Consider the following 13257-nt stretch of genomic DNA (forward strand, 5'->3'; position numbering starts at 1 on the left):
GGGTGTCCCGTAGTGCGGGGGCGATTTTTCTGGTTTCAATGAAACGTGTAGAAATGCGCCTTCGGGTGGTCCGTTGGTGCGGGATCAGGTGGACGGAGAGCCATGACAGGGACGGAAACGAAAGCAAAGCCCGCTGAGGGCAAGGTGGAACATTTCGATGTGCTGATTGCGGGGGCCGGCATTTCCGGTGTCGGCGCGGCGTATCACATGAAAACGCAATGCCCCGGCAAGAGCTATGCCGTGCTGGAAAAGCTCGAAAGCTTTGGCGGCACCTGGCTGTGGCACAAATATCCGGGCATCCGCTCCGATTCCGACCTCTATACCTTCGGCTACCGCTTCAAGCCGTGGACCGGGACGCCGATCGCGACGGCGGAAGAGATCCGCACTTATATGGGCGAAGTGATCGAGGAGAATGACCTCGGCAAGCACATCCGCTACGGCCACCAGATCCTGTCGGCCGAATGGTCCTCGAAGGACAGCTTGTGGACCTTGAAAGTGCGCCGGATCGAAACGGATGAAGTGCTGACCTTTACCTGCAACTTCCTTTGGATGTGCCAGGGTTATTACAACTACACCAAGCCCTACACGCCGGACTGGCCGGACATGGACAAGTTCAAGGGCCAGATCATCCACCCGCAGCTGTGGCCGGATGACATCGACCTCAAGGGCAAGAAAGTTGTCTGCATCGGCTCCGGCGCAACGACGGCAACTGTTGTGCCCGCAATTGCAGGCGAAGTGGAGCACGTCACCGTGCTGCAGCGCTCGCCGACATATTTCATCCCGGGCCGGAATGAAAACGAGATGGTCACCGAACTTGAAAAGATCGGCATCGACTGGGATACGATCCACCGGGTCGCCCGCCAGAAAGTCCTGTTCGACCAGCACGATTTTACCCGCCGCTGCCTGGAAGAGACCGACGTGGTCACCCAGGAACTTCTGGAAGGCGTAAAGGCGTTCCTTGGCGAAGACTATCCAATCGACAAGCACTTCACGCCGAGCTACCGCCCGTGGCGCCAGCGTATCGCCTTCGTGCCGGATGGGGACCTGTTCCAGGGCATCGCTTCCGGCAAGGCCGATGTCGTGACCGACGAGATCGAGCGCTTCACCGAGAAGGGCATCCTGACCAAGGGCGGGCAGGAGCTGGAAGCCGACATCATCATCACGGCGACGGGCTTCAATCTCTCAGTCCTCGGCGATATTCCGTTTACGGTGGATAACAAGCCGGTCGACTTCTCCGAGACGGTCACCTATCGCGGCATGATGTTCACCGGCGTGCCCAACATGGCCTGGGTGTTCGGATACTTCCGCGCGTCCTGGACGCTTCGTGTTGACCTGATGGGAGACTTCATCACCCGCCTCTTGAAGCACATGGACGAGAAGGGCGTCACGCAGGTTCGTGTGAAGCTGCGCGAGGAAGACAAGGACATGGAGATCCTGCCCTGGATCGACCCGGAAGACTTCAACCCCGGCTATCTCATGCGCTCCATGCACCTCCTGCCGAAGCGCGGCTCCAAATATATCTGGCAGCACACGCAGGACTACTGGAACGAGAAAGAAGAAATCCCGAACATCGACCTCGATGCAGAGGAATTCGACTATTCCGGACAGAAGGCCAAGACGCCAGAAACCGCCGACGCCTGATTAGCGGCGTGCAAACAAAGAGCCTCTCCTGCAACCCACAGGAGGGGCTTTTTTTATGGGCGAAACGTCATTCCGGATCGAGGACTGTTACGGCTGTTGCAGATCAGGTGCGCGCCGGGTCTTGCGCCACTTTCATAAATGACTAACGGTTACTTACAGGCTTTTCAATTCTTGAGATTCAATCTAAAGGGGTGAGATGAATATCAGAGAAGATTTCATGCGCCCCCGGTCCGACCGGGAGAACGCCGCCCGCCGGGTCGCGATCCTGGACGTCGCCGAAGCGCTGGTATTGGAAACCCACAATCAGAGGTTCTCCATCAATAATGTGGCCAGCCGCCTCGGTGTGTCACAAAGCACGATCTTCCTGCATTTCCGGAACCGGGAAGAATTATTGACCACGCTGTATACACGCGTCGGCAAAAACTTCTTCGAGACCTTCCTCAGCCGGGTCCATGAAGGCATGTCGGACAAGGCGTTCTGCGAAGCCTTCATCGACACTGCTGTGGAGTTTCCGGGCTTCCGCCTGATGCGCCCGATGATCATGCGTGTCGTGGAAGAAAGCCTCAACCAGGATTACATCCACGATGCCGTAAAGGAGATATATCTCTACCGGACGGCGGCGGCGGACAAGGTCGAGGAATTGCTGAAGTTGGAGCCGGGGCAGGGCCGCCGCCTGGTGAAGAGCTTCGTCAATCTGATGTGTGGCGCTGTCCAGGCCGACATCGGCAAGCTGCTGGCGACGGAGAAACTGGATGAAGATGTGACCGATGGCGTTCGGTCATTCGATTTTCGCGATGCGTTTCTTAGCGGCGCAGAGCTCCTGATGATCGGTATCCGGCATTCGTGATCTGTAAGTAATGCAGTTGGTTGCGGATGTGACGTTGCTGTCACCGATTCCGCCTATAAAGTGCCCCCAGAGAATGAGTCGTCTGCTCTGGGTGGAATGCATGCGATTCGAGGCAGGCGTTCGCGTTTCGCGGGCCTTCATTCCATCCGGGCAATTGGTAGAGGTGCCTGATGGCAATCCGCGAAGATTTCCAGCGCGCGCGTACGGACCGGGAAAAGGAAACCCGCCGTGTAGAGATTCTCGATGCGGCTGAGGCGCTGCTCCTCCAATCGGGGAATGAAAGGTTCGCGGTTTCAGCGATTGCCGCCAATGTCGGCGTGTCAAAGAGCACGGTCTTTCTCTATTTCGGCAACAAGGAGGAAATGCTCCTCGCCATTTATGAGCGGGCTTTCATCCGGGCATTTACGCAGCTGGGTGAAACGCTGACGCCCGGCATGTCGGGCAGGGCCTTTTGCGAAGCGTTTATCGACAGCATGATCAACTTCCCCGCGATGCTCATGCTGCGGGCACAGCTTGCCCGGACGATCGAGCGGAATGTTGCCCTGGAGTCGATGGTCTCCACCAAGCAGCGTATTTTCTCCACCGGCCAGGCTGTTGCTGAGAAAATGGACCGGGATTTGGACCTGGAAAGCGGTAGCGGCATGCGCATGCTGATGGCGCTGGTGAACCTGACGGCGGGCGCCGTGCAGGCAGACTCCTTGCCCTATGTCGACGCGAACGCCTTGCCGGAAGACATCGCCGATCTCCTGCATACGGTTTCGATCCGAAACATTTTCATGAGCGGGGCAGAGCTCATCTTCTGCGGCGCGACAGGCCGTCCATTTGATTGAAGCTATCCCTCTGGAGTTGTGGGCAGAACGCCTTTAACTTGCGACTTGGGGGTGAACCGGAGGGATCTCATGTGGCGAAAAGTAAAGGCTGGTGCGCTTGGATTTGTCATGGCGGTGATCATTGCCGCCCCGACGAGCGCGGAAGGTCAGCCCGAGCTGGATTGCGACGGCGGTCTGGTCGCGTCATTGCTCCAGGCGGTCGAGGATGTCCGCTATAGGCGCTCTCGTCTCGAAGACGTTTTGCCAGCGTTCGACGGTGCGGCGACCCGGTGCCCCGAAAACCCCTATGCGCTGCACTATGCGGTGGTTGCCCACCTCACCAGGGCCCAAGACCTCAATGCTGCGAAGGCTGGCGCCGACGCGATCATGCCGGAGATCGAGAAAGCGTTCAGCTACAGCCAGGCCTTCTGGGCGCTGCCGGATCGCAACCGTAAATACACGGTGGCGAAGGGCGATTTCCCGGTTGAGATGGGTTTGTCCTATTCGGAACAGAGCGATCTGCGCACAAACCTGATCTCGTCCCTGCTGGATATGCATGTGCGCGCCGGGAAGACCCACCCCTATCTGTCCGCTGAGGAAGGTCCAGAAACCTGTGGAGATGTTCAGTATCAGGACGTGTCAGCTGCCGGTAGCTGGTTCACCCGGAACGGACGGTTCGGACATGTCGCCGTGCCGTTTGCGGAACGCATGGCCAGCGCCTGCGAGATGACCGAACAGTTGAGCAGTACGCCAAACCTCGCTCGCAAATCGCTCGCCAACTCACAACTGAGCTGGGCGCGCGACATTGTCGAGGAAGATCCGGACACGGCCCGCGAGCTGGTCGATAAAGTGAAGGCCTACCGGGATGCCATTCTGAAGTCGGGGGAATCCACCAATTACAGCTGGCGTGACTTCAATGCCAGAACGCTGGCAATTGTCGAAGACGCCCTGCCGCAGCCGGTCGTCGTTCCGACTGACACTCTGGACCCGCTTGTGTCAGCCGGGCCAGTCCCCGCAGAAGACTGGTTCAGGGCAACAGCGGACGATGCGCAGGTGATGGAATCCATGGGCCGCACCATGGACGCCTATGCCGTTGCGCGTGGAAGCTCAGGATTTTATTCCGTTATCGGAAAAATGTTTGGTGCCACGGTACATGTGCCGGACAGGAAGGCAGCCTGCAATCTCATCTATCGCGCCGCCGCCGCCTATCAGCAGGGTAGTTGGCGGTCTGCAGAGACAGCGGATATGGAGGTGCCCATGTCTACGATTGCGTGGCTGGAAAACTGGGAACCGGCACCCGCTACGGACAGCCAATAGCCTTGGCGAGAATGTTCCGGTGCACTTCGCTGGTGCCGGAATAGATCGTCGCGGCGCGGGTGGCCAGGTATTTGGCCTGTGCGAAATCGCTGTCCGGCGCTGCTTCGAGCGCGGCTTCCGTGATCGCCTGGTGCAGTTCTGTCGCCAGTAGTTTCAGTTGCGATGAAGCCGGTCCGCCCACCAGTGTGCCGACCCCATTGAACGTCCGCTCATCCAGCGCTTCGAGCGTGTCGATCTGCATCTCCAGTTCGGCAAAGCGCATCTGGAGCGAGGCGGGAAGGGCGCCGCCCGTCGCAGCGTTCCGCCGCGCGGCGCGCATCGCCCGGCGCAGCAGGCCGGTCGTCGTATTGTTGCCGCGTGCGATGGACATCAACTGCTTGGCCGTTTTCCAGCCTTCGCCGATCTCGCCGATCCGGTCCGCCATGGGCGTGCGTACGCCGTTGAAGAACACTTCGTTCGTTTCGTACTCACCATCAATGAACTTGATCGGGCGGACTTCAATACCCGGACGGTCCATCTCCACCAGCAGGAAGACAACGCCTTTACCGCCATGTTCGCCCGGATCGCAGCGGGCCAGCAGGAACATGTGTGTCGCGTACTGTGCAAAGCTCGTCCAGATCTTGCTGCCGGTCAGAATGAAATCGTCGCCGTCGCGCTCCGCTTTCATTGACAGGGCCGACAGGTCAGATCCTGCCTGCGGCTCGGAGAAGCCCTGACACCATTCATGCTCGCCGTTCAGGATGGCCGGCAGGTAGCGGGCTTTCTGTTCCGGCGTGCCAGCTTCGATGATCAGGGGACCAATCGTCCGCACCCCGGAATTCATCAGGATAGGTGCATCGCGGGCCGCGCACGCATTTTCGAAATAGATGCGCTGTTCCGCACTCCACCCCGCGCCGCCATGTTCCACCGGCCAGGTCGGCGCGTACCAGCCGCGGGTGTTCAGTTTTTCACGCCAGATCCGGCACGATTCCGCATCTGATTTCAGCCCCGTCGTCCGCCGTCCAGCTTCGCGCAGGTCTTCGGTCAGTTCGCGGTCCAGAAATTCGTCTACTCCGGCGCAGAATTCGTCCCACTCACGCCCATCCTCACGAGTATGAGCCGACAATTCTCCCGAGTAAAAGCTGCCATCCATGATGCACTCCCTCCACCGGAGTAGACACACCATTACCGCGCAGCACGGCAGAATCAGCAATCAGGGAAACTACGTGGGTGACGGAGGGGGAAGGCTGGCGGAATCCGGTAGATTCCGCTGGTGAGACCTGAAGCAGGGGCGTTAGAAGCCCTTTGCTTTCACGCGGTCACGTCCGGCATTCTTGGCCTCGTAGAGGAAGTGATCGGCCTGTTCGATCATGTCGCGCGGCGTCATGCCGGGTTCGAAGCGCACAAGGCCGAAGGAGGCGGTTACGTCCTTGATCGTCTTCAGCGTGCCGTCGATCGGCGTTTCAGAGCTCTTGAAGTTGTACTTGATCTTCACGAGCAGGTTGTAGGCCGAGAACAGGTCCGTTTCCGGAAGGATGATCGCGAACTCCTCACCGCCATAGCGGGCGACCATGTCCTGTCCTTTGATGTTCTGCGTCACGACAGCAGCGAACTGCTGCAGCACGGCATCGCCGACCTGGTGACCATAGGTGTCGTTGACCGCCTTGAAATGGTCGATATCGGCGAGGGCAAAGCACAGCTTTTCCCCGGTTTCGGCAGCGGCGCGGACTTCGCGCTCAAGCCGCTCGTCAAAGGCGCGGCGGTTCGCGATCGCGGTCAGCGGGTCGCGCATACACTGGGTCTGGACTTCCTCCAGCTCCTGGTTGAGTGTTGCGATCTGCTTTTGCGACTCCATCAGGCCCTGGTTCAGCTCACGCGTGGTTTGGGCCATGCGCTGATTGTCTTCCATCAGGTTGGATAGCAACGAGGCCAGATTGTCGGCAGACACGGCCTTGGGCAGGGCGCTGTTGGCCTTGTCCAGCGAGGCGCCGAATTCGTCGCTGTTCTGAACACCCTGCTGGATTATCTTCATGACTTCATCGATTTCCTTTTCGATGGCCATGCCAATCGTATGACGCGCGGAAACGGCGGCAGGTTCCTCGGTCAGCAATTCCCGGAAAATTGAGTTGATGTCAAAGGGCGTCAGAGTGCCATGTTCGGCAACTGCGCTGTCCACCCGTTCGATCACGCGCGGGTCAACGGCCTCCACATAGGCATACCAGACGGCATAGGTCTTGGGATCCGGCGGGGTGCGGTGCTTCTGGATCAGGTCGAACGCGCGCTGTGCGTTCCGGAATACCTGCTTCAGATCAGAGGCTGGCGCAGATTTTGGCACAGTCTCTTTTTGCATCGCGATAGCAGCATCCATGACTGATGGCCTCCCTTGAAACTCAACTCTCCAACCGGGTCGGTAATTAGAGGATTTGGTTTGATCGAGGGTTAACAGGAGGTGGCCGCAAAGCCTTAATTTCTGGAGGAATTCTATTGTCAGTGGTCTGAAACAACCCCGGGTGATCTCATCCGCCTACCTATGAGTTTCTTTGAGTTGTTAACGTGACTGCAATCCCGGTTAATCTCCGGCTCGCATCATGCCATGCCCGGCCGCGATGCATCCTGTAGATGTTGCGGCAGTTTCCGGGGCGCGAGCTCGATCAGGTCATGATGCCAGCCGTAATCTGAATGGGCCGGGTGGCGGGCCAGCCAGCAATCTGCCGCCCGCGCGATACGCTGCCAGACGGATGGTGTGACGGCACATGCGGCAATTTGAACATCTGCCCGGAATTTCACTTCAATGAAGGCGACGAGGTTGCCGCGTTTGGCAATCAGGTCGATCTCTCCCATGGGCGCACAACCGCCGCTCAGGTATGCGGTAGCCTTTGGCCTGCAGTTAAAGCGCCGCCAGCCGCTCGCCCTAGCGCTTCTCCGCGGCCTGCCGCCTGGCTTCCGCCATCGGCTGCTCGCTCCCTTCGCCCGGTGCCTATCGGAAGCTCTGGTTGTCGTCTGTCAACCAGATGTTACGATCCCGGCAGGTGCACCTCTGTGGGAGGAGGCGGACATGAGCATCGATATTGTCTATATGCGGAAGGACCTGATCCGGCCCTGGCGCGCGGCGGTGGAGGAGGTTGCCGCCGAGAAGCGGTATCTCGGCCGCGTCACGCTTCCGCCTTTCGATCCGGAGCGCGCCTTCCCGAACCATATGATCGACAATGACCTGCCGATGTACTGTGCACTGGATGAGGGACGGCTGGTCGGCTGGATCGATATTGTCCCTGTCGAGATTCCCGAGTGCCGCCATCGGGGTATTCTGGGCATGGGCCTTCTCGCCTCGCATCGCGGGGCGGGTACGGGCAGCCGGCTGATATCGGCAGCGCTCGCCCATGCGCCGCGCTGCGGGATTTCAAAGGTCGAGCTGGTCGTGTTCGACAGCAATCAGCGCGCGGCGGACCTGTTCCGGAAGTTCGGTTTCAGCCAGATCGGAATTTCCCGCGATTACAGGCGTGTAGATGAGGTTACCTATAATGGCATACTGATGGAGCGTTTCCTCAGTTGAGCCGGATCAGCCATTGGCCTTGATCTGAAGGGCGCGCTGGTAGACGTCCCGCTTCGGCAAGCCGAGGGCGTCGGCCACGGCATTGGCGGCGGCCTTGGTCGGCTGATCGGCGAGGGCTTCGCGGAGCGCTGCGTCGAGATGTTCCGGCGTGACCGCCTCTTCCAGGGGCGGGCCGGTCAGCACGACGATCTCGCCTTTCGGGCCGCCGGCTTCGGCATAGTGCGCGGCGAGGTCAGCCAGCGTGCCGCGCCGGGTTTCCTCGAACAGCTTCGTCAGTTCGCGCGTGACGGCGCCCGCCCGGCCGGGGCCCAGCACGGCGGCCATGTCCGCCAGCGTATCGGCGAGGCGCGGCCCACTCTCATAGAAGATCAGCGTGGCCGGTACGGCCTTCAGGCTTTCGAGGCTTTGCTTTCGCGCGCCTTGTTTTGGCGGCAGAAATCCCGCGAAGCAGAACCGGTCGCTCGGCAGGCCGCTGGCCACCAGGCCCGCCAGCATGGCCGAAGCGCCCGGCACCGGGAACACGCGGTGGCCGGCTTCCAGCGCTTCATGCGCCAGCTTCCAGCCGGGATCGGATACCAGCGGCGTGCCCGCATCCGAGACGAGCGCGATCCGTGCGCCTTCGCTCAGCTTGCGCAGGAGTTCGGGTCTCCGTTCCGCCCCATTGTGGTCATGATAGGGGCTGAGGCGAGCCTTAACCCCATAGGCGGACAGGAGTTTCCCCGCCACGCGTGTGTCCTCGGCCAGCACTTCATCGGCTGCGGCCAGCACGTCCAGCGCGCGGAGCGTAATGTCCCGCAGGTTGCCGATCGGCGTGGAGACAACATACAGACCCGGGGACAATGCCTGCGACGGTTGCCCGTCCGGCCCGGCCCCCCTAGAGTCGCGCCAGCCGGGAATCGTCTGCGCGCCGGATGCTTCAGGAGATGTTTCAGGAGATGACATTGCTGCAACCATTGCTCAGGACGATCAAAGCGCCAAGCTTTCTTCTCATCGGTTTCCTGTTCGCCACCGCCTGTGCCAGCGCGCCAGCCCGTCCACCAGTCCAGATCGGCACGGGAAGCCCGCGGGTAGAGCCGGTGACCGGCCCGACGGAAGGGCCGGAAGAGGGCGTCGACGTCACGGATCTGGGCGAGCCGGAAGACCTGACCCAGGTCGTCGGCGATGGCGGCCTGACGCCAGCCTTCATGGAAGGGCGCGAGATCAAGCGCGCCGCCGTGCTGCTGCCGTTCTCCCATCCGAATGCCCAGGTCCGCAATGAAGCGGAAAGCATGCTGGCCGGGATCGAGCTGGCCCTGTTCCAGTATGCCGGTGACAATTTCCTGATCATCCCGAAGGACACGGCCGGCAAGACCTCCATCACCGAAGCGCGCATCGACGAGGCCATTCAGGAGAAGGCCAATGTCGTGCTGGGCCCGCTGTTCGGCGCCAATGTGAAGGCCATCCGCGAGCGCGCGCAGGACAAGAAGATCCCCGTCATTGCCTTCTCGACCGACCGCTCAGCCGCAGGCGGCGGCTCATATCTGGCCTCCGTCTCGCCGGAAGAGGAAGTGCGCCGCATGGTCGAATACGCGGCCGGGCAGGGCATTTTCAGCTATGTCTTCCTCGGGCCGCAGACCGCCTATGGCCGCCAGATCGAGAACGCCCTTCGCACCGAAGCCTTCAATAATGGCGGTGTGGTGCTGACCTCCGCCTTCTACATGCCGGAGACCGGCGCCACCGAAGCGGCCCGGTCCGTTTCCGAAATCCTCAAATCCGAGATCGAGGTCCGCCCGAGAAACAAGATTGCCGTGATGATCCCGGAGCGCGGCGTGCAGCTGCTCTCCATCGCGCCGCTGCTGCCTTACAATGGCGTCGACATGACTCATGTCACCCTGATGGGCACGAGCCTCTGGAGCGATGAATCCATCTGGCGGGAGCCGACGCTGGACGGCGCCGTCTATCCCACGCCCGATCCGGAAAACCTGACCACATTCCGCGAAGCCTATCGCCGCATCTATGGCAAGGCACCGACAGACCTCGCCGCCGTTGCCTATGACGCGGCCGCCGTCGCCGTGCGCCTCGCGGCGGAAGACAACCTCAAATACAATGGCGTGACAGATCCCGACGGCTTCTTCGGCGTTAACGGCCTGTTCCGCTTCCGCCTCGACGGCACCAGCCAGCGCGGCCTCGCCGTGATGCAGATCCGCCCTACCGGCGCAGAGCTGATCGAGAAGGGCGCGAGCCAGTTTGGCCCGGGGCCGAGCTGATCCAGTCAATCCGTCAGGCAATTTGACGGGGAACCCCACGTAAACTGCCTGCATCCCTCCCTTGCACGTGTGTAATCCGCGCCCCACATGACGCGACAGGGCAAAGGACTAGAGAGAAACGGCGAGCCATTCATCCATGAGCAAGCGCGATTATTACGAGGTTCTTGGCGTCTCACGCGATGTCGATGAGAAGGCGCTGAAATCCGCCTACCGCAAGCTGGCCATGAAATACCACCCGGACCAGAATCCGGGCGATCACGAAGCCGAAGAGAAGTTCAAGGAAGTCGGCGAGGCCTATGCGATCCTCTCCGATTCGCAGAAGCGCGCGGCCTATGACCAGTTCGGCCATGGCGCCTTCGAAAACGGCATGGGCGGTGGCGGCAATCCGTTCGGCGCGGGCGTCCACCCCGAAGACATTTTCCAGGACCTATTCAGCCAGGTCTTCGGCGCAGGCGGGTTCGGCGGCGGCCGTCGCCGTGCAGGCCCTCAGCGCGGGGCCGACCTGCGCTACGATCTCGAGATCACGCTTGCCGAGGCCTTCTCCGGCAAGGACGAAACCATTCACGTGCCCCAGGCCGTCGACTGCAAGACCTGCGAAGGGTCGGGCGCCGCGCCGGGCACCGAGCCTGAAACCTGCGACACGTGCGGCGGCGCAGGCCGCGTGCGCGCCCAGCAGGGTTTCTTCACGATGGAACGCACCTGCCCGCGCTGCAGCGGCAAGGGCAAGACCATCAAGAAGCCGTGCAAGGATTGCGGCGGCGCCGGCCAGGTGCGCGAAGAGCGCACGCTGAACGTGAAGATCCCCGCCGGCGTCGAAAGCGGCATGCGTATCCGTCTCGCCGGCGAAGGCGAAGCCGGGGCCAATGGCGGCGGCAAGGGCGACCTCTACATCTTCGTCGATGTCGTCGAGCATGACATTTTCGAACGCGACGGGCCGAACCTCTACTGCCGCGCGCCGGTGCCGATGGTGACGGCGGCCCTTGGCGGCGAGATCGAGATCCCGACCATCGATGGTGGCCGCGCCCGCGTCGTCGTGCCGGAAGGCGCCCAGACCGGCCGCAAGCTGCGCCTGCGCGGCAAGGGCATGCCGTCTGTGCGCCAGTCCGGTCATACCGGCGACCTGTTCGTCGAAATGTTTGTCGAAACGCCGCGCAACCTGACGCCCCGCCAGAAAGACATCCTGCGCGAATTCTGCGACTGCTCCGGCGCCGACTGCCACCCCGAAAGCGAGGGCTTCCTTGGCCGCATCAAGCGCTTCTGGAACGGCGACCACGAAGAAGACCGCCCGAACTAGGCTTTCTCGAACCAGGCCGACATGGCCGCAAGTTCATTTGCCTGACGGGCAGGGTGGGCCCATCTGAAGGCCATGTTCAAGCGCATCCCTTCCGCCCCGCCCGGAATTGTTGCCTTCGATGCCGAGGGCAAGATCACCGACTCTGATTACAAGACGATCCTTGTTCCTGCCGTCGACGCCGCCATCCAGGAACACGGCAAAGCGCGCATCCTGATCCGCTTCGGTCCGGAATTCGAAACCTACACCGCCCATGCCATGCTGGACGATGCGGTCTTCGGCACGGCGCACTACACCGCGTTCAAGCGTATCGCGATGGTCACCGACATTGGCTGGCTCGCCAATTCCATGCGCTTCTTTGCGCCGCTCATTCCGGGCAAGATGCGGGTGTACCCGCTCGCTTCCCTGGATGAAGCCATGGCCTGGACGGCGGCCTAGCGGCAGGCCTCCGCCCAGTTGATCACGGTAGAGATCAATTCACCCCGCGACCATGAGAACGAGTGGTCGCCGGAGAGCATCACGCCGGTCGTGTCGATGGCCGGGTCTGCCTCATAAGCGGCGATGAGCGGGCGGATCACCAGCTCTTCCGAAACGGAACCATCCTTGTCACCGCCAACGATGAGGATGCGCTTGCCTTCCAGCTTTGGCGCCAGGCCCTGCAGGCTGAACGCGTCCTTGTTCGCCTCCACCTCGGCGATGATCTTTTCGCCGGTCAGGCCGTGCAGCATCTGCAAACTGTCGCTGTAGGCCATGAAGCCGGCCTTGGTCTCCGGGTTCGTCTCGAACACTTTTGCTGACACGCCGATGTCTGCCGGGGCGATGCCCGCGGCGCAGGCAATGGCCTCGTCACGCGCGGCGGCCTGAAGCGAGGCAAAGCCCCCCATGGAGTGCCCCACAAGCACGATATGATCCGGATTGGTCCGGTACTGGTCCGCATGGGTGCGCAGCCAGTCCGTTGCCACGCCGACATCCTCGATCACATGGGTGAGGGTGTAGTCGCCTTCGCTGCCCCAGGCGCCGCGATAGTGGAAGAAGAGCACATTCCATCCCGCCGCGCGCATGTCCTGCGCAAGATCCAGATTCTTTTCATTGCCCGGAAAGCCGTGCAGCAGCACCGCCGCCGGGTGCGGCCCCGGCCCGTCCGCCACATAGACCAGGCCGTTCAGGCGGTCGCCATGGCTGTCGAAGGAGACCTCTTCGATCGCAGGCGGGAAGGCTTCATCATAGGCAGGCGCGGCGGCTGTTTCAGCCGGCGCCTCAACGGGCGCGGTCGTGCAGGCGGCAAGCAGGGCGGCGCCTGTCAGCGCGGCGAAAAGCGATGCGTGTTTCATGAAGCTCCTCCAATGGGCGGACCTTAAGGGGGAACGAGGGGCGGGGAAAGAGCAGGCGCTATCCCCTTGCCTCTGCCCCGTCCCGGTTGGGAAAGTGGCGCGGAAATGCGGGCTCAATCCCACAGGGTCGCGCGCGGGCCATCCTCCCGCGCATGCATCCTGATCTCCAACCTTTCTTCAACCATGTCTGGCCGGTGTTCTGGCCATGGCTGGCGTGGAACCTGCTGCGTGTTGCCCGCTGGCACA

At 61.5% G+C, this 13257-nt stretch carries 13 protein-coding genes; 8 read left to right on the forward strand and 5 right to left on the reverse strand.

Annotated features, from left to right (window positions below; all coding sequences use genetic code 11):
• Window positions 1-102: 102 nt before the first annotated feature.
• The 4 genes from HY26_RS16030 (at window position 103) to HY26_RS16045 (ending at window position 4614) form a co-directional block, all read left to right on the forward strand.
• The gene (locus HY26_RS16030; protein WP_034764199.1) at window positions 103-1641 is read left to right on the forward strand and encodes an NAD(P)/FAD-dependent oxidoreductase; all 1539 of its coding nucleotides are present in this window, start codon (window positions 103-105) and stop codon (window positions 1639-1641) included.
• A gap of 196 nt (window positions 1642-1837) precedes the next feature.
• Window positions 1838-2488 carry a TetR/AcrR family transcriptional regulator gene (locus HY26_RS16035; protein ID WP_034764195.1) on the forward strand — a complete coding sequence of 217 codons (651 nt, stop codon included), beginning with the start codon at window positions 1838-1840 and terminating at the stop codon, window positions 2486-2488.
• Between the two features lie 170 nt (window positions 2489-2658).
• A complete protein-coding gene (locus tag HY26_RS16040) occupies window positions 2659-3318 on the forward strand; it encodes a TetR/AcrR family transcriptional regulator (RefSeq protein ID WP_112074096.1) in 660 nt (219 codons plus the stop codon).
• Between the two features lie 69 nt (window positions 3319-3387).
• Entirely contained in the window at window positions 3388-4614 is a 1227-nt protein-coding gene (locus HY26_RS16045; RefSeq protein ID WP_112074097.1) for a hypothetical protein, read from the forward strand.
• On the opposite strand, the gene HY26_RS16050 is transcribed toward HY26_RS16045, so the two are convergent.
• From HY26_RS16050 to HY26_RS16060, 3 genes are all read right to left on the reverse strand, one after another.
• Complete coding sequence (locus tag HY26_RS16050; RefSeq protein WP_112074098.1) at window positions 4598-5746, reverse strand: acyl-CoA dehydrogenase family protein; 1149 nt, start codon at window positions 5744-5746, stop codon at window positions 4598-4600. The two genes, HY26_RS16045 and HY26_RS16050, sit on opposite strands and share 17 nt — an antisense overlap.
• 141 nt (window positions 5747-5887) lie before the next feature.
• On the reverse strand, window positions 5888-6961 hold the full coding sequence (locus tag HY26_RS16055) for a GGDEF domain-containing protein (RefSeq protein WP_112074099.1): 1074 nt from the start codon (window positions 6959-6961) through the stop codon (window positions 5888-5890).
• Window positions 6962-7179: 218 nt separating this feature from the next.
• The gene (locus HY26_RS16060; RefSeq protein WP_233351664.1) at window positions 7180-7434 is read right to left on the reverse strand and encodes a YraN family protein; all 255 of its coding nucleotides are present in this window, start codon (window positions 7432-7434) and stop codon (window positions 7180-7182) included.
• A 214-nt stretch (window positions 7435-7648) separates the two neighbouring features.
• On the opposite strand from HY26_RS16060, the gene HY26_RS16065 reads away from it, so the two are divergent.
• Window positions 7649-8143 (forward strand): GNAT family N-acetyltransferase, encoded by a 495-nt coding sequence (locus HY26_RS16065; RefSeq protein WP_112074100.1) that lies wholly within the window; start codon window positions 7649-7651, stop codon window positions 8141-8143.
• A gap of 6 nt (window positions 8144-8149) precedes the next feature.
• Here HY26_RS16065 and rsmI read toward each other — a convergent pair whose 3' ends face one another.
• Entirely contained in the window at window positions 8150-9085 is a 936-nt protein-coding gene (rsmI, locus tag HY26_RS16070; protein ID WP_197020234.1) for a 16S rRNA (cytidine(1402)-2'-O)-methyltransferase, read from the reverse strand.
• On the opposite strand from rsmI, the gene HY26_RS16075 reads away from it, so the two are divergent.
• The 3 genes from HY26_RS16075 (at window position 9079) to HY26_RS16085 (ending at window position 12118) form a co-directional block, all read left to right on the forward strand.
• Complete coding sequence (locus tag HY26_RS16075) at window positions 9079-10389, forward strand: penicillin-binding protein activator (RefSeq protein WP_158531537.1); 1311 nt, start codon at window positions 9079-9081, stop codon at window positions 10387-10389. The genes rsmI and HY26_RS16075 overlap by 7 nt on opposite strands.
• A 136-nt stretch (window positions 10390-10525) precedes the next feature.
• Window positions 10526-11683, forward strand: coding sequence for a molecular chaperone DnaJ (gene dnaJ, locus HY26_RS16080; RefSeq protein ID WP_034764180.1), 1158 nt, complete (start codon window positions 10526-10528; stop codon window positions 11681-11683).
• A 72-nt stretch (window positions 11684-11755) separates the two neighbouring features.
• Window positions 11756-12118 carry an STAS/SEC14 domain-containing protein gene (locus HY26_RS16085; protein WP_051599744.1) on the forward strand — a complete coding sequence of 121 codons (363 nt, stop codon included), beginning with the start codon at window positions 11756-11758 and terminating at the stop codon, window positions 12116-12118.
• On the opposite strand, the gene HY26_RS16090 is transcribed toward HY26_RS16085, so the two are convergent.
• Window positions 12115-13011: a S9 family peptidase gene (locus tag HY26_RS16090; RefSeq protein WP_112074101.1), complete on the reverse strand. Its 897-nt coding sequence runs from the start codon at window positions 13009-13011 to the stop codon at window positions 12115-12117. The two genes, HY26_RS16085 and HY26_RS16090, sit on opposite strands and share 4 nt — an antisense overlap.
• Window positions 13012-13257: the final 246 nt, after the last annotated feature.

It is taken from the genome of Hyphomonas sp. GM-8P (genome assembly GCF_003263315.1).
Lineage (GTDB): Bacteria > Pseudomonadota > Alphaproteobacteria > Caulobacterales > Hyphomonadaceae > Hyphomonas.